15 protein-coding genes and 2 pseudogenes are annotated in these 14598 nt (G+C 64.4%); 8 read left to right on the top strand and 9 right to left on the bottom strand.

Translation table 11 applies throughout. From position 1 onward, the window contains the following. The first annotated feature begins 43 nt into the window (after positions 1-43). Positions 44-619, top strand: coding sequence for a nucleotidyltransferase (locus tag G6N54_RS11005; protein WP_163790170.1), 576 nt, complete (start codon positions 44-46; stop codon positions 617-619). A 14-nt stretch (positions 620-633) separates the two neighbouring features. On the opposite strand, the gene G6N54_RS11000 is transcribed toward G6N54_RS11005, so the two are convergent. Beyond that, a complete protein-coding gene (locus tag G6N54_RS11000) occupies positions 634-891 on the bottom strand; it encodes an SAP domain-containing protein (RefSeq protein ID WP_163794657.1) in 258 nt (85 codons plus the stop codon). Positions 892-1054: 163 nt separating this feature from the next. Here G6N54_RS11000 and G6N54_RS10995 point away from each other — a divergent pair, with 163 nt between their 5' ends. From G6N54_RS10995 to G6N54_RS10985, 3 genes and pseudogenes are all read left to right on the top strand, one after another. After that, positions 1055-2077 (top strand): chemotaxis protein CheB, encoded by a 1023-nt coding sequence (locus G6N54_RS10995; protein ID WP_163790168.1) that lies wholly within the window; start codon positions 1055-1057, stop codon positions 2075-2077. Continuing rightward, positions 2064-2819 carry an STAS domain-containing protein gene (locus tag G6N54_RS10990; protein ID WP_163790166.1) on the top strand — a complete coding sequence of 252 codons (756 nt, stop codon included), beginning with the start codon at positions 2064-2066 and terminating at the stop codon, positions 2817-2819. Before G6N54_RS10995 ends, G6N54_RS10990 begins: the two co-directional genes overlap by 14 nt. A 52-nt stretch (positions 2820-2871) precedes the next feature. Next, a pseudogene (locus G6N54_RS10985) lies at positions 2872-4712 on the top strand (CheR family methyltransferase). Positions 4713-4727: 15 nt separating this feature from the next. Here G6N54_RS10985 and G6N54_RS10980 read toward each other — a convergent pair. Further along, complete coding sequence (locus G6N54_RS10980; RefSeq protein WP_163790163.1) at positions 4728-5669, bottom strand: chemotaxis protein CheB; 942 nt, start codon at positions 5667-5669, stop codon at positions 4728-4730. Positions 5670-5786: 117 nt separating this feature from the next. After that, positions 5787-5972 carry a hypothetical protein gene (locus tag G6N54_RS10975; RefSeq protein ID WP_163787992.1) on the bottom strand — a complete coding sequence of 62 codons (186 nt, stop codon included), beginning with the start codon at positions 5970-5972 and terminating at the stop codon, positions 5787-5789. Between G6N54_RS10975 and G6N54_RS10970 the strand changes: the two genes are divergently transcribed. Further along, the gene (locus G6N54_RS10970) at positions 5889-7082 is read left to right on the top strand and encodes a glycosyltransferase (RefSeq protein WP_163790161.1); all 1194 of its coding nucleotides are present in this window, start codon (positions 5889-5891) and stop codon (positions 7080-7082) included. The two genes, G6N54_RS10975 and G6N54_RS10970, sit on opposite strands and share 84 nt — an antisense overlap. 45 nt (positions 7083-7127) lie before the next feature. Next, a complete protein-coding gene (locus G6N54_RS10965) occupies positions 7128-8186 on the top strand; it encodes a helix-turn-helix transcriptional regulator (protein WP_232073633.1) in 1059 nt (352 codons plus the stop codon). Between the two features lie 24 nt (positions 8187-8210). Here the strand turns inward: G6N54_RS10965 and G6N54_RS10960 are convergent, their stop codons facing one another. Both G6N54_RS10960 and G6N54_RS10955 read right to left on the bottom strand, forming a co-directional pair. Next, complete coding sequence (locus tag G6N54_RS10960; protein WP_163790157.1) at positions 8211-9266, bottom strand: DNA topoisomerase IB; 1056 nt, start codon at positions 9264-9266, stop codon at positions 8211-8213. Between the two features lie 121 nt (positions 9267-9387). After that, complete coding sequence (locus G6N54_RS10955; RefSeq protein ID WP_163790155.1) at positions 9388-9786, bottom strand: heme-binding protein; 399 nt, start codon at positions 9784-9786, stop codon at positions 9388-9390. Between the two features lie 366 nt (positions 9787-10152). Between G6N54_RS10955 and G6N54_RS10950 the strand changes: the two genes are divergently transcribed. Next, positions 10153-10587 carry an SRPBCC family protein gene (locus G6N54_RS10950; protein WP_163790153.1) on the top strand — a complete coding sequence of 145 codons (435 nt, stop codon included), beginning with the start codon at positions 10153-10155 and terminating at the stop codon, positions 10585-10587. Positions 10588-10624: 37 nt separating this feature from the next. Here G6N54_RS10950 and G6N54_RS10945 read toward each other — a convergent pair whose 3' ends face one another. The 3 genes from G6N54_RS10945 to G6N54_RS10935 are packed head-to-tail and all read right to left on the bottom strand — an operon-like array spanning position 10625 to position 12153. Continuing rightward, a complete protein-coding gene (locus tag G6N54_RS10945; protein ID WP_163790151.1) occupies positions 10625-10975 on the bottom strand; it encodes a hypothetical protein in 351 nt (116 codons plus the stop codon). A gap of 25 nt (positions 10976-11000) precedes the next feature. Then, a complete protein-coding gene (locus G6N54_RS10940) occupies positions 11001-11705 on the bottom strand; it encodes a TetR/AcrR family transcriptional regulator (RefSeq protein WP_163790148.1) in 705 nt (234 codons plus the stop codon). Continuing rightward, on the bottom strand, positions 11689-12153 hold the full coding sequence (locus tag G6N54_RS10935) for a hypothetical protein (protein WP_163790147.1): 465 nt from the start codon (positions 12151-12153) through the stop codon (positions 11689-11691). The genes G6N54_RS10940 and G6N54_RS10935 overlap by 17 nt, the downstream gene beginning before the upstream one ends. 103 nt (positions 12154-12256) lie before the next feature. On the opposite strand from G6N54_RS10935, the gene G6N54_RS10930 reads away from it, so the two are divergent. Further along, a complete protein-coding gene (locus tag G6N54_RS10930) occupies positions 12257-13108 on the top strand; it encodes a helix-turn-helix transcriptional regulator (RefSeq protein WP_163790145.1) in 852 nt (283 codons plus the stop codon). A gap of 34 nt (positions 13109-13142) precedes the next feature. Here the strand turns inward: G6N54_RS10930 and G6N54_RS10925 are convergent. Next, positions 13143-14188: pseudogene (locus tag G6N54_RS10925) on the bottom strand (IS30 family transposase). Positions 14189-14598: the final 410 nt, after the last annotated feature.

Below are 14598 nucleotides of genomic sequence, written 5' to 3'. Positions count from 1 at the left end.
GTCAAGGTTGTGTACCCCTTCGGGCGGGTATGACCAAGTCACGATGGCTCCTTCGGAGAACCCGGCAAATTCACAGGACTCCCCAGCACAACTGCGCGAGGCGCTGCGGAGCGCCGCGTCGGCGCTCAAGGAGAACGGTCCGCGCTTCGCGTTGGCCGGAAGTTACGCGTTGTGGGCTTACGGTGCACCCGAGCCCAGTCACGACGTCGACTTGGTGGTTGCCGAATCCGACGTAGAGACCGCCGCCGCGACCCTGCGCGATGCGGGATTTGCCATCGAAAAGCCCCCGGAGGACTGGTTGTTCAAGGCCCGCAACGGCGAGGCGCTCGTAGATGTACTGCACCGATTGAATGGCGAACCGGTGGTGCCGGCCACCCTCGACTGTGCCGTGCGGCGCGACGTGTTGGCAATCGCGATGCCGGTATTTCCGCCCTCCATGGTCGTGATCCAGAAATTGCGCGCCCTCAACGAGCATCACTGCGACTTCGCGAAACTTCTCCCAGGCGTCCGCGCGATCCGTGAACACCTGGATTGGGATCGCATCACGAAAGAGACCGGCGACAACGACTACGCGGTCGCTTTCCTGGTTCTGGTAGAACGGCTAGGCCTTACCGGCTGACTGAGTCGGGTGGATCAGTGGTTGCGCAGTTTGGCGACCAGCTTGTCTTTCGTCAGGCTCGAATACCCGGACATACCAAGCTTTTTGGCGCGCTTCTTCAGCTCCGGCACCGTCCAGTCGGAGTAGGAGCCGGATTTGCCGCCCTTGCGGCCGACTGAGGACTTTCCCCGCGCCGCAGCGGCGTTGGAGATCCGCGCGGACTTTTCTTCCGAGTTGCCCTGCTTGCGCAGTTCGCGGTACATCTTCTCGTTCTTGATCGACGGGTTAGGCACGTTGGTCACCTTCCTATAATCGATGCGACACTTTGGCGAGAATTCCCCGCGATGTGGGGGTGAAACCCAGCTGGGGGCGATCGCTAGCCGGCGCAAACTCCGGGCGACCACGCACCTATGCATCACCCTCGTGGTTACCTACCCTTGATAGGGGTAGTCGAAAGTGGTGATCCGGGCGACCAGCAACGACCTTCACGGCGTAGTAGCTATCGGTGCCTCGGCGGGAGGCGTCGAAGCACTGTCGAATCTGGCCGCCGGATTGTCGACTGATTTGCCGTACTCATATTTGGTGACCTTGCACATCCCCGCCGGTGCGCCGAGCATCCTGGCGCGCATCATCGACCGAAGCGGGCCGCTCCCCGCTGCCGCCGCCGAGGACGGCGAGAAGCTGGAACAGGGGCGTATCTACGTCGCCAGTCCGGACCGCCATTTGCTCGTTCTCGATCATCGTGTCGTGCTGTCGCAAGGACCGACCGAGAATGGCCACCGCCCGGCGATCAACGCGTTGTTCCGCTCGGTTGCGTTGGCGTTCGGCCCCCGCGCCGTCGGAGTGCTGCTGTCCGGTGTGCTCGACGACGGCGTACTGGGGTTGGCAGCGATCCGTTCCCGCGGTGGAACGACGATCGGTCAGTCGCTTGACGACGCGCTTTTCCCGGCTCTGCCAGGAAAGGCGCAGGATGCGGGTGTGCTGGATCAACAGGCCGCGGCGACCGAAATCGGCGACGTGCTAAGGCTGCTGTCGCGGCGGGAGATCAAGGAGCCGACCATGGAGCACGATGCCCGGATGGAGATGGAGAACCGTATTGCCATGGCGGACAGATTCTCCACGAGCTTCGACACCCAGGAATTAGGCCCGGCGTCCGGATATTCCTGTCCGGACTGCAACGGATCGCTGGTGTCGGTCGGAGAGGGCCACTTTCGTTGCCGTGTTGGTCACGCCTGGTCGCCCGATTCGCTGTTGGCCGCTCGCGACGGTGAAGTCGAAGGCGCGCTCTGGGTAGCCCTGCGCAGTCTGCAGGAAAAGGCAAAACTCGCGAGGCAATTGGCCGATAGCGTCGGTCACGGTCCGCTCTTCTCGCGCTACAGCGCCCAGGCCGAGGAAACCGAACGCGCGTTGGCGATACTTGGCGCGCGGCTGACGGCTACCGGGTCACGACCGAGTGAGTTCGGTGATGCCGGTGGCTGAGTCACTCGTCGAAGTCGACGCACATCGCCATCAGGACACGGTGATCCTGACCGTCGCCGGGGCACTGGATGGCACCACTTATCGGCAGCTCCGTGATGCGGTGATCAAGGCCGCTCTGGACGAGCCGTGCGCCGTGATTGTCGACGTCAACGATCTGTCCGCTGCCTCCGACTCTGCATGGTCGGTGTTTACCAGCGCTCGCTGGCACGTCAGCATCTGGCCGGACGTACCGATCCTGCTGGTGTGTGAAGACCAGCAGGCGCGCCACGCCATCACGGCGAGTGGCGTTTCCCGGTACGTGCCGGTATATCGCGACCGCAACTCAGCGATGAACGCCGCCGCAGACCGTTCGCTTGACGGCCGCAAGCGGGCGCGGACCCAGCTTCCCGCAAGAGCGGTCAGCGTCGGTCTGGCCCGCGCCTTGATCGCGGAGTGGCTTACCGCGTGGAGCCAGCGCCATCTGATCCCGATTGCGGGAACCGTTGCCACGGTGTTCGTGGAAAACGTCCTGGATCACACCGACAGTGCACCAGTGTTGATTGTCGAGAGCCATCGAGACACCGTCACTGTGGCGGTGGAGGATGGCAGCCGGGTACCGGCGGTCAGGCTCGAAACCGAAAGCGGCGCCGAAGCGTTGTCGGGGCTGTCCATCGTCTCCGTCCTTTGTCGGGCCTGGGGGAACACCCCAACGTCATCCGGCAAGACGGTGTGGGCCGTGGTTGGCCGGGAAAACCAGCTCTAGCCTCGCGAGTACTGTTCAAGTCCTGCGGCTGCTGACCTCGACGGGGATCTCCATGGACGACACTATCGACGAGTCCTTCGAGGCTCTATTGCGTTACATGCGGGATTCCCGCGGCTTCGACTTCACCGGCTACAAACGCACCTCCTTGATGCGCCGCGTGCGCCATCGGATGGACCACGCTGGATACACCTCCTACGAGGAATACCTCGATGTTCTGCAAGCAAGCTCGGACGAGTTCGCTGCGCTATTCAACACCATCTTGATCAATGTCACCGCGTTCTTCCGGGACCCAGAAGCCTGGGATTTTGTCAGCGAGGAGGTCATTCCGCGGATGCTGGCCGAGCGCGGTCCCAGCGACCCGATCCGGGTGTGGAGTGCGGGATGCGCCTCCGGACAGGAGGCCTACACCCTGGCCATGCTGCTCGCCGAAGCGCTCGGGCCCGATGCGTTCCGGCAGCGAGTCAAGATCTACGCCACCGACATCGACGAGGAAGCGCTTGGCGAGGCGCGCGCCGCATCCTACGACGCCAGGGCGGTCGAGTCGGTGCCCCCGGATTTGTTGGCGCGCTATTTCGAACAGGTCAACGGACGCTACATATTTCACAAGGATCTGCGGCGCAGTCATATTCGGCCGCAACGATCTGGTCAAAGATGCGCCAATTTCGCGGGTCGACCTACTGGTGTGCCGCAATACCTTGATGTATCTGAATGCCGAGACGCAGCGAAACGTGCTGGGGCGCTTGCATTTCGCACTAGGACCGCAGGGAACGCTGTTTCTTGGGCACGCGGAGATGCTGTTGAGTCACAGTGACCGGTTCACTCCGCTGAACCTCAAGAACCGGATCTTCCGCAAGACGGCCGGGACTCACGGCGGTGTCGACCGCTTCGACCCGGCGGCGGCGTTCTATGATCGCCACGGCGAGTTGCCGGGTCTGACCACGGTGCGCGAGTTGGCTTTTCGCGCCAGTCCGGTGGCCCAGATCGTGGTCACCGGCGAGGATACCGTTGCGATGATCAATCAACAGGCGGAAAGCGTCTTCGGCCTATCAGCCCGCGACATAGGCCGGCTACTGCGCGATCTGGAGGTTTCCTATCGTCCGGTCGAACTGCGTGCCTACCTCGAGCAAGCGAAGGTGGAGCGCCGTTCCGCGCGCATTCCGGACGTCAAATGGCAGCGACCGGGCGCGGATACGGTCTGGTTCGAGATCCATGTCAACCCTCTCGTCGATGCCGAAAATGGCCTGCTAGGCGTGTCGATCGTCTTCTTCGACGTCACCGGTACGCGCGCCCTGCTGGACAAGGTCGTCCAGACCAATCGGCAGCTCGAGGCGGCCTACGAAGAGCTGCAGTCGACCAACGAAGAACTCGAGACCACCAACGAAGAACTCCAATCCACGGTGGAGGAGCTCGAGACCACCAACGAGGAACTGCAGTCAACCAACGAAGAACTCGAGACGATGAACGAGGAGTTGCAGTCGACCAACGACGAGCTGCACACCATCAACGACACACTGCGCGAGCGCAGCCTCGAACTAGACGACGCCAAGGACTTTCTGGATTCACTGATCAACTCGGTCCAGCTGGGGATGGTCGTGGTGGACCGGGAGATGAAGGTGATCGTGTGGAACCGGGGCTGCGAGGACCTCTGGGGGTTGCGTGCCGACGAGACGACCGGGACGCGGTTGACTTCGCTTGACATCGGGTTGCCGCTGGAGACCGTGCGGGCCGTTGATCGGTAGTGCGTTCGTCGACCAGGACAGCTTCGGTGAAACGACGATCGACGCGGTCAACCGACGTGGCCGTCCGGCCCAGGTGCGGGTCACGTGCACCTCGTTTCGCTCGGCCGATGGAGTTGTCGGGGGAGCGCTGCTATTGATGGAAGTCACTGGCTAGCAGCAGCGTTCGTGATCACTTGTGCCGATGCGCCGCTGCGTGCATGGCGGCCTGCCGGGCCTGTTGGGCACGGCGGATGGACTCTTCCGCCCGGCGTTGTGCGATTGCCACCGTCTCTGCCGTGGCGCCGAACCCGGCGGCCAGATCCTGGCGCCTGCGCCGGAGTTCGGCGGCGCGCAGCCGCGCGGCTTCGGCGCGGATAGCCGCGCTGCCGATGGCGCGGTCGACTGATAGCTGGGTCCGACCGTTGTGCTGGGCATCAGTCATCTCACCGGTTTCCGTCGGCTCCCCTCCTGCAGGCGTCATCTTGCGCCCCGTTTTCGGTGGCGGCGTCCCGAAAGAATTGGCGGTCTCGCCTGCGTCCGATACGGACGGTAGTGGCGCGCCTTCGACGATGCGGGCCAGGACGCCACCGATGTCGTGAACGGGCAAAACCAGATCCGCACCGGCCTTGGCCGCGGCGATCGGCATCGACGGGTAGTGAGCGGTCTCGGGGCTCTGGGCGATGACGATGGCGCCGGCCCGTTTCATCGCCGCCACACCCTCGGCGCCGTCCCGGCCGGAGCCCGACAACACGACCGCCAGTGCCCGTGGGCCAAACGAGCTCGCCACCGATGCCAGCAGCACGTCGAAGCGGCGCTCTGCGAGCGACGCCATTGTGCGCAGCCTGCACGAACGGTTCGGCATCAATTCGATATGCATGTCCGGCGGGCATACGAGCACATGACCATGTTCAACCACTTGTCCGTCGCGCGCCCAGCTCACCGGGTGTGCCGTCGACCTACGCAGAATCGTCGGCAGCACGCTGGACTGCCCGCCGAGGTGCTGTTGTATGACGACCGCCGCCCCGAATTCGGCCGGCAGGGCGACCAAGACCGCCGACAGTGCGTCCAAGCCACCGGCCGAGGCCAGCAGGACCACCAGTTCAACTTGTGGTCGGTGGCCATTCGTCGTCATGTGTTCAGTGTCCACCCGTCGGCGGCGGCACTGCAGTCCTCATAGCGTCGCGCAGCGAGCCTGTGGCCAACTTGCGAAGCATCCGGGTCGCCGGCGAAGCACCCGGAGCTTTCGCGTTTACCAAGCGCCGATGTGGGTACGGCCTCCTGTCGCGAGGAGGCGGTATGCACCGAAGATCTCAACGAGGAGTTCGGTAGCGGGTCTACGAAGGGACTTGTCGTGAGGATCGCGATCGTCGCAGGCGACGACTTCATCGGTGACGACCCCGCCCTGCTCGGCGGCGCCCTCAGCGTCCAAGGGCATGACGTCGGAGTTTACGTCAGGCAAGGAGACCGGCGTCCGGCGCAATCGCGCAGCGATCGGGGATATCGCATCGTTTCGGGGTGCGTCGGCCCGGCCGCGGCGCGATCGGCCGCGGACATGCTCCCGTTCGTTGGGGATTGGGCGGCCAAACTCGAAAGGTGCTGGCTATCTGATCAACCCGACGTCGTGCACGCATTCGGGTGGTTGGGCGGGCTGGCGGCTCAACTGGCCGCGCGCCGAGAAGCCTTGCCTACGGTGCAGACTTTCCAGGCCTTGGCCGCGCTGTCGCAGTCGTATCCGGATGCCACTGCGGCCAAAGGCATGGAACAACAGCGCATCGAGTCGCTGTTGGCACGGAATGCAAGATGGGCAACCGCGGAGTGTAGTGCCGAGCCCGACGTGCTGGCCAGGTTGCGTCATGGCCGCGAGCGGGCGTCGGTCTTCTGCGGCGGTATCGACGTCGAGCAATTCGCTCCTACAGGCCCGGTGCTTGAGTGCACCGACCCTCACCGCATTCTATGCGTGGCACCAAATCCGTTGTTAGATAATGGTTTTGATATTGCCGTCAAGGCTTTGCCCAGGGTTCCGGCCACGGAGCTCGTCTTCGCGGAAACCGGGGCGACCAACCGGGCCCACGACCAGGCGCGGGCGAAGCTAAGGCGTCTCGCAAGAGAGCTACGGGTGGCTGACCGGGTACGGTTCTCCGGTACCGTTCCCGGCGACGAGCTGCCGATGCTACTGCGATCGGCTGCGGTGCTCGTGTGTACGCCGCGACAATCGCAACGTGCGACGCCCGTATTGCAGGCCATGGCCACTGGACTCGCAGTCATCGCGTTGCCCGTCGGTGCCCTAAGTGACATCGTCGTGGACGACGTCACCGGGATTGTGCTGTCGGCTGACAATCCGGTCGAATTGAGCGCCGCGTTGAGAAGCGTTCCAGTGCAAAGTTTTCGCTGTAAGAGCATGGGCGCGGCGGGCCGGAGCCGGGCGCTGTCGCGCTACACGTGGCGTCGGATCGCGCTGGATTCGCTGGCCATCTATGGAAAACTCAGCTCAGCACGCGTGCTGTGCCGAACGCGGCGCGGCGCAACCGAAGAGGTCACACGGTGAGGGGGGGCGGTCTTTCGGTACGCTCGCTCTACTGAAGGTGAGATGATGACGAGCATCACCGAAAACACGGCCCACGGTGCGTCCGACGACGTAGCCGGTGGATTATTCGATTCGATCAACGCCGACCTCGGTGCTGCCGATGATCCGGGCAGATTATCCCGACCGGTCGCGGTTCGTCATGAGCAGTTCCGCACGTTCGATCCTGAAAGCGCACGGCCCTTTTTTAGGGCCGCCTACGTACCCGGCTGGGAGATCGTGAGCATCGGCAAACGCGCGGTCGTCAAGCACCGGCGTTGCGATGTGGGTTCGATGACGCTCGACGAAGTCGTAATCCAGGGCCGGGCCAGCTACGAGATCCCTGGGGCCGAACGTATTCTCGTGATCCAGCCTCGCGCCGGTTCGTTGATCACCAGCGCAAGTCCACTGCCCGAGCAGCAGTCCCCGGTGCTCGTCGCCGACGGGATGTCCTGCGGGCTGCACGTGGATTCCGCCCGATTCGATGTCGTTTGCATCGCCGAAGATACGTTGCGCAAGGCCGCCGCCGATCTGCACGCGCCGCTGCCGCAGAAGATCCGGTTCCTGGATCGGTGGCCACGTTCACAAGCCGCCGCGCGCGCCTGGCATCGGGCACTGGATTACGCTTCCGCCAGCCTGTCTTCGGCGGACACCGTCCAGCAGCCGTTGATCGCTGCATCCGCAGCCTCGGTGTTGGCGACCGCCCTGCTCGAGTGTTACCCGTCCAACCTGACGGCGGCCAGCGATGCGCTGAGCAATCCGGCGATTCCGGAAGCACTCAAGGACGCAGTGTCGTTTATCCACTGCCACGCTGCCAGTGACGTCGGCGTCCACGAGGTCGCGGCCGCAGTGCATCTCACGCCCAGGGCAGTGCAGTATCTATTCCGGCATCAGCTCGACACCACTCCGACGGGGTATCTGCGTCGCGTGCGGCTGCATCGTGCGCATCTGGACTTGATGGCGGGCGAGCGCGCTGCGACCACTGTCACCGAGATCGCGCACCGGTGGGGATTCATCCATACCGGCCGGTTCGCGGTGCTCTATCGGCAGACCTACGGCGAGAGCCCACACACCACGCTCAGACAATGATCTGATGCGTTCAGTGGCGATCAATCATGCCGTTTTGGCCAGAACCGGCCGCTGAGATGCGCTGCCGCCCTTGGCTACGCGTCGGATCAGCGCACGAGTCGCCTTTTCCAATATCTCCTGGGCGGCATCGGGACGGCGCGCGCGGGCGGCTCGCTGGGTGGCCGCGGCGATGGTGAGTCCCCGTTGGTAACCGGTGACGACCCGCGGATCCACATACGAGCCGCGGGCTACCGCGGGGGTGTTGCCCAGCTCCTCGGCGACCTCTCTCATCACCGCCGCCTCGACGCGTTTGACCACGCGTTGCGACACAGGAGGATCCGCGTCGGTGAATGCGGCGGCCGCCAACACCGTCCCGTGCCAGGTCCGCAGGTCTTTGACCGTGAATTCGTCGCCGACGAGCTCCTTGAACCGGGTATTGAGGTCCTCGGCCCGAATGTCGACCCATTCGGATGCGTTGCGGTACACCAGTAATCGTTCGCCGCGTTGGCGACGTCGCATCAGTGAACGCACCGCGCGAACCAATTCGGCGTCTTCGACCTGCACGGTGCGCTGCACGCCGCTCTTGGCCGGGTAGTCGAAGTCGACCGTGTCGCGACGCACGGTCACGTGGTCACACAACAACGTGGCGATGCCGTAGGACTCGTGTTCCTCGGCGTATTGCTCGCCGCCGGAACGGAAGTAGCCACGGTCCAGCAGGCGCAACCCCAGCGCCAACACGCGTTCCCGCGACGCACCTCGGCGGGTGAGGTCGGCCATAATTCGAGCCCGGAAATCCGGTAACCGGGCGGAGAGGTCCAGGACCCGGTCGAACTTCTCCTCGGCTCGTTCCTGCTGCCACGCGGAATGGTAAAGGTACTGACGGCGACCGGCCGCGTCGGTGCCGACGGCCTGGATGTGGCCATTGGGGTGCGGCGAGATCCACACCTTCTTCCAGGCCGGCGGAATCACCAAGTCCCGGATCCGCTGCAGGGCGGCATCGTCGGCAAGCAGGTCGCCGTCGGGGGCGTAGTAAGCAAAGCCGTTGCCCCGGCGTTTGCGGGCGATCCCCGGCCCGCTGAGCATGCTTCGTCGTAGCCTCATCTTCACCTCCCAGTCCCATTGGCTGACTGGGAATTACCCGCACACGGGACAGTTCACACCGGCCATCCGCGAACGCAATACGACCCGCCACGGCGGTGTGGCGGGTCGTATGCGGGCGGAATCAGCCGGCCATGAACTCGTGGTAAGCCGATTCCAGATTTCCCGGCAGCGCCGATATGTTGCACGCGCGCTCGGTTTCGCCGATCGGCGCGAGGATCCCACGCAGGTCGGTGTACTCCTGCGGGTGCGCGGTGAAGTAGCCGCGCAGGCTGGAGGCGGCTTCCGCACGCGGCTGCCCGTACGCGGCGCTGACTACCTGGTTTGCGCCCGGGTGCGCCGCGAGATACTGCTCTGCGGCACCCTGCACCGAAGAAACCGTGGCGTTGACACCCGCGGGGCTGCAGTCGGGGGCGGCGGCCGCCGACGGCGCGGCGACGAGGCCGATAGCCGTTCCCCCGAGCAGGCAGCCGGCGCTGACGCCGGCGACTCGCCGACGCGCGACGATATTGCTGAACTTCATGAGTTTTTGTGCCCTTCGAATCGATCCGAATTGATTCGCGGGGACTCCCGATTCCCCGAAGTCCAAGGTAGCTGAGCCGATCGTTGGCAACGCTGGACCGACGCAGGCAGCTAACGGTCGCCTCGACGGACATTCTGACCGCGAGCGAGCCCTGGCAGTCAGAATTTGCACGTTGTGACCAAATCGTGACCAACTCAAACGGGTGCCAGCAAAATCCCCCTTAGTGATCTGACCCGTCCCGATCGGGGCGATCCATGCTGTCGCAAAGATATCCGTTGTTGCCAGCTGTCACGCGCTCGTGAGTGGACACGACCGGCGACTAGCATGGCTTCGGGTCGTTGCCGGTACTGCCAGGCGGGAGTTCTGATGGTCGAGATTCACGTGGAACGGACGATCGCAGCACCGGTGGACCAGGTCTTCGACTGGCTGAGCGACCCGGCCCACCTGGCGGCCGCACCGTTGGCGCTCAAGGGGTATTGGGCCAAAGGCACGTCGGGCCCGGGCCCGGGCGCGCTGCGCGAGGTGATCGGCGTCGGCACCTTCTTCCGGGAAGAGCTCACGGCCTACGACCGGCCGCACAGCTATAGCTACCTGATCGTCAAGTCGATCCCGCCGTTCAACCACGACGGCGGCACCCTGACGTTCACGGCCGCGGGCGATGTGACGCACGTCGACTGGCTGACCAATTACACGCATCCGGCCGCGGCGGGCGGCAAGGTGCTGGAGGCGGTCAGCCGGCGGCTACTGCGTGGGAGTTTCCTCGCGATCCTCAACGCATGCGCGCAGGCGCTGGAGAAGTAGCATCGAGTTCTGCCGTAGCGCAATGCTTTAGCCCTTATCAACGATGCGGGCCAACCGAGTTCGCCAGTATTGAACCGATCACCACCGCGACGATGATCAGCCCCAGGGCAATGGTTGGCCAGACCCACATGACCCGTTTGCGTGCCGCCGCGATGATGATGCCCCCGACGCCGACGATCGCGGCGATCCCGATGCCTCCCCACGCCACGGCATAAGCCCAATCGAGAGCCGATGTGTCGCAGTTGTTGGCCGTGCAGGAATCGGTGGCCATCACGAAAAAGAAGGAAAACGACACGGTTACGACCCCGGCTATCGCGGCGAGCACGAACATGATGGCTGTGGCGATGGTGTCGCTCTTCGAGCGCTGGTTTGTCTGCAATGCCGTCATGTATCAGCTATGCCCAATCGCCGCCTCAGTAATCGCGCGCCAAGGCCGCAACCATGACTTCGACCTGTGCGCGGTTGAGCGTGGTGACGCTGCCGTCCGTTAGCCCGAGAACCCGGTCGACGGCCAACCCGTGCAGCTTGCATCTGTCGGTCAATACGTCGATAGCGTGCTGTCTGGCGGGCTCGTCGGCGGCGTCGATGATCTGCACCACATTGGAGTTCAGGCGCGCGGCCAGGCCCTGAATCATGTCGGCCACACCTTCGGCGTCGAACGTGTGGAAGGTGCCTTCGGCCACTCCATCGGCGATCAACCGGGTCAGCAGCGGTCGGGTCAGCTCTTCGCTCACCGCGATGATGCGCCCGTACAGGTGGGCGTTTTCGGGCCGCAGCAGCGAAACCATCGCGGCCAGTTGCTCGGGGGTGCCGGTCTGCATCTTGACGTCAAAACCGGCCTGCAGCAGCGTGTTGAGCCGATCGAGGGCGTTGCCGTGGCAGTGCGCGGCCGCCTCTTCGATGAACGCGAGTTGACTGCGGGCGCTGCGCTCGGCCAGCGTCGTGATCAACGCCTCCTTGGACGGAAACCAGTGGTAGAAGGCGCCTTTGGAGACACCGGCATGCGCGATCAGATCGTTGAGGCTGACATTGTCGTAGCCGCGCGCCACGAACAGCGCCGTGGCGCGATCCAGGATCTCGGCACGGCGAATGTCGGGATGCTTAACTACCCGCGGCATCCGCCCGATCCCGCTCGACGGGCTTGGCGATCCAGCCAGCGTAGGTCAGATACAAGCCAACCAACGCGATTCCGGCGAAGATGCCGCGCAGCACCGGAAGGGCATTGTCTTGCAGTGACTTTCCCGCCGAGTCGTAGACATCGGGAATCGCCAGGATCAGGATGCCGCGGATGGCGAGGAACCACCCGAGCAACGACACCAAAACCGCCGCGACACTGCGCCAATATTGGTGAAAGGCAATGATGACGCTGCCCCACATCAGCAGAATCGCCCCGAGCGCCCATTGCCACATCGGATCACGGCTGAATTCGTTCAACAGCACCGGCACCTGTGAGGACGCTCGTACGGCGACGATCGACGGCACGATCAGGAAAAACGGCCCGAACGCCCGCGCGAACATCCGGGTGCGAAGCTGCGAGGGATCTGGCTGGCTCATGGCGACCTCCATGGACGGATTTCAGGACCATAACCGACCATTGGTCGGTTTACAAGACCATCGGTCGGTCAAGCGGCGCACGGGTGTTTGCCCGCGGTCGGGGTATCCCAGGGCAATGGACATCGCCAAGGACATCAAGGACTTCTTGATGACCCGCCGGGCGAGAATCACGCCTGAGCAGGTCGGCTTGCCCACGGGCAGGCGCCGCCGCGTGCCCGGGTTGCGGCGCGCGGAAGTCGCCCACCTGGCCGGTGTGAGCATCGACTACTACACGCAGGTCGAGCCGGGAAATGTGGCCGGTGTCTCCGACGACGTCCTGCATGCGGTGGCCCGAGCCCTGCGGCTCGGCGAGGCCGAGGAAACCCACCTGTTCGATCTTGTTCGCGCCGTCACCGGCAGGGGCGATCGAACCCGACCGGCGCGCTCCGCGGGCACGGCCATGCCCGACGGCGTGCAGGCATTGCTGGACAGCATGGCCACCGCGCCGGCGCTCGTCATCAACGGCCACCTCGATCTCGTGGCCGCCAACGCGCTGGGGCGCGCGCTGTACGCGCCGGTCTTCGCCGGCGCCAAGGCGACGCCGAACCTGGCCCGGTTCATGTTTCTCGACACCGCCGCCGATCAGTTCTTTCTCGATTGGGCTCGCGAGGCCGACGACGTCGTTGCGCTGCTGCGAGCCGAAGCGGCACGTTCGCCCGATTCGGCGGGCGTCAACGGCCTGGTCGACGAGTTGGCGACCCGCAGCGTGCAATTCCGCAGCACCTGGGCCGCGCACAACGTCAAGGCACATCGCCACGGCGTCAAGCGATTCCGGCACCCCGAGGTGGGGGAACTGTCGCTGACCTACAACGTCTTCGACTTCACCGGCGTCGGTGGGTTGTCGTTGGTCGGCCATACCGCCGCACCGTGTTCACGATCTGACGAGGCACTGCGACTGCTCGCCGGCCGGGCGGCATCACGGCTTTGAGTGTTGCGCCATGGCGGGAAAACCGCCGGTGGATTCAAGGTTTGGTTGCAACAGTTGTGTCTGTCGGGGTGGACAGTAGCTTGTTGAGGCGGTTGGTGGGGTTGTCCCAGTTGAAGCGTTTTCGGGGTCGTCCGTTGAGTTCGTCGGCGACGTAGGCGAGGTGTTCGGCGTCGTGCACCGAAAGGTCGGTGCCCTTTGGAAAGTATTGCCGTAGTAGGCCGTTGGTGTTCTCATTGCTACCGCGCTGCCAGGGTGAGTGGGGATCGCAGAAGTAAACCTCGATGCCGGTGTCGATGCTGATGCGGGCGTGGTGGGCCATTTCGTGGCCTTGGTCCCAGGTCACGGTGCGGCGCAAGGTGGCGGGCAGGTCTTTGACCGCGGCGATCATGGCCTCGGCGACGGCCTCGGCGCTACGGGTATGGGGTAGGTGCAGCAGTCGGACATATCCGGTGGAACGTTCAACCAGCGTGCCGATTTGAGAGGCCTGGTCCTTGCCGATGATCAGGTCTCCTTCCCAATGGCCTGGCACGGCGCGGTCGTTAGCTTCGGCGGGCCGCTCACTGATGTTGACCATGCCTTGATACGGCCGCGGCCGTCACCGGCGCGGGCCCGTCGGCGCGGTTTACGCAACGCGCGCCCGGTGCGCAGGCATGTCCTCAGTTCCCGGCGCAGTTCTCCGCGCCCTTGCACGTAAAGCGCCTGGTAGATGGTTTCGTGGGACACCTGCATCTCCGGGCGGTCAGGATAGGTCGCGGTCAATACCCCGGCGATCTGTTCGGGGCTGTACTTGTTGACCAACAACGCTTGCACCTCGGCCCGCAATTGCTCACAGCGGCCCAACTTGCCGGTCTTGGGTCGACGCGCCCGTTGCTCGCTGCGCCGCTGAGCGATGCGCGCCGAGTAGCCCGACTTCGCGTCCCAACCGGCCCGGCGGGCCCTGAACCGATACCGGGCGCGATAACGGCCCACATGCCCTCGCATGACACCGTTGTGGGCAATCTCGCGCATGATCGTCGACGGCGCCCGGCCCAACCGGCGCGCCATCGAACGGATCGACTCACCGTGCGCGGTGCCGATCATGATCTGTTCACGCTCATCCGCCGACAGCCGCGGCCGTCGCTGTCCTTGAGGCTTTGACCATCGTGGATTCACACCACCAAACCTGCGAAACCACTTGCTACCGCACGTCGCCGACACGCCGACCGCCACCCCGGCATCCTCCGAGGACCATCCCGCAGCGATCAAATCCCAATACCGCCGCTGCACCACCAACAACTGAGGCTGACCCGTCATCAACACCCCTAACTACGAAGTGTTGCAACCACCCCTTGAACTCAAGGCCGAAATCCCGGCGTGGACGCGCACTGAAAACCGCGAACGCACACTCGACGTCGCGGCGTGCGGACGGCGACCGGAGACAACGTCGCCGGCCCCGGTCTGGGAGACGACGCGGTCGGGTTGGCGCAAGGTCACCGGGTTGGAAAACTACT

It is taken from the genome of Mycobacterium stomatepiae, assembly GCF_010731715.1.
In the GTDB taxonomy this organism is placed as follows: Bacteria; Actinomycetota; Actinomycetes; order Mycobacteriales; family Mycobacteriaceae; genus Mycobacterium; species Mycobacterium stomatepiae.
The sequence above is the reverse complement of the archived record's forward strand: the minus strand, read 5'-3'. Positions and strand labels throughout refer to the sequence as shown.

Coding starts and splice junctions, on each gene's coding strand:
- G6N54_RS10945 (WP_163790151.1), bottom strand. CDS start 10,975: ATGACGGCATTGCAGACAAACCAGCGCTCGAAGAGCGACACCATCGCC.
- G6N54_RS10930 (WP_163790145.1), top strand. CDS start 12,257: ATGGACATCGCCAAGGACATCAAGGACTTCTTGATGACCCGCCGGGCG.
- G6N54_RS10965 (WP_232073633.1), top strand. CDS start 7,128: ATGACGAGCATCACCGAAAACACGGCCCACGGTGCGTCCGACGACGTA.
- G6N54_RS10935 (WP_163790147.1), bottom strand. CDS start 12,153: ATGGAGGTCGCCATGAGCCAGCCAGATCCCTCGCAGCTTCGCACCCGG.
- G6N54_RS11005 (WP_163790170.1), top strand. CDS start 44: ATGGCTCCTTCGGAGAACCCGGCAAATTCACAGGACTCCCCAGCACAA.
- G6N54_RS10960 (WP_163790157.1), bottom strand. CDS start 9,266: ATGAGGCTACGACGAAGCATGCTCAGCGGGCCGGGGATCGCCCGCAAA.
- G6N54_RS10980 (WP_163790163.1), bottom strand. CDS start 5,669: ATGACGACGAATGGCCACCGACCACAAGTTGAACTGGTGGTCCTGCTG.
- G6N54_RS10940 (WP_163790148.1), bottom strand. CDS start 11,705: ATGCCGCGGGTAGTTAAGCATCCCGACATTCGCCGTGCCGAGATCCTG.
- G6N54_RS10955 (WP_163790155.1), bottom strand. CDS start 9,786: ATGAAGTTCAGCAATATCGTCGCGCGTCGGCGAGTCGCCGGCGTCAGC.
- G6N54_RS10990 (WP_163790166.1), top strand. CDS start 2,064: ATGCCGGTGGCTGAGTCACTCGTCGAAGTCGACGCACATCGCCATCAG.
- G6N54_RS10950 (WP_163790153.1), top strand. CDS start 10,153: ATGGTCGAGATTCACGTGGAACGGACGATCGCAGCACCGGTGGACCAG.
- G6N54_RS10975 (WP_163787992.1), bottom strand. CDS start 5,972: ATGCCCTTGGACGCTGAGGGCGCCGCCGAGCAGGGCGGGGTCGTCACC.